Origin of the sequence: Bacillus sp. BML-BC051 (assembly GCF_019656175.1) — a bacterium.
Lineage (GTDB): Bacteria > Bacillota > Bacilli > Bacillales > Bacillaceae_G > Bacillus_A > Bacillus_A mobilis.
In genome coordinates, this window is sequence record NZ_BPLI01000217.1 from 1 (window position 1) to 317 (window position 317).

Annotated in this window: 1 protein-coding gene; it reads right to left on the minus strand. The window is 35.3% G+C overall.

Going from position 1 to position 317, the window contains the following annotated elements:
• Window positions 1–40: 40 nt before the first annotated feature.
• Window positions 41–317 (minus strand): HNH endonuclease (locus K5S59_RS30035; RefSeq protein WP_220784151.1); only part of this gene is annotated, 277 nt, incomplete at its 5' end.

Below are 317 nucleotides of genomic sequence, written 5' to 3' on the forward strand. Positions count from 1 at the left end.
TTACACCAACCCAAACAATGCGATGCATTAATAAACCTCCCTATTTTTCTCCGTCTTTCCCCCAGATGTTATACCCACCCGTGTGACCAGTTTGCTTATGTAATTTCGCGTCTACAAGCTGCATTCTTCCTGTGTCCTGATGGTGATGCCATGTATATGTTTTGGGTTTCTGACCATTTTTAAATAATTCAATTTCTTCTGCTGTAAATTTAGCTGCTAGTTTTGGATCTTCTAATATCTGTTCATATAACAGCTTATTACATATTCTATCATGAGTAGGTCTTGATTTTTTAAAGTCAACTTCTTTTAATTTTACT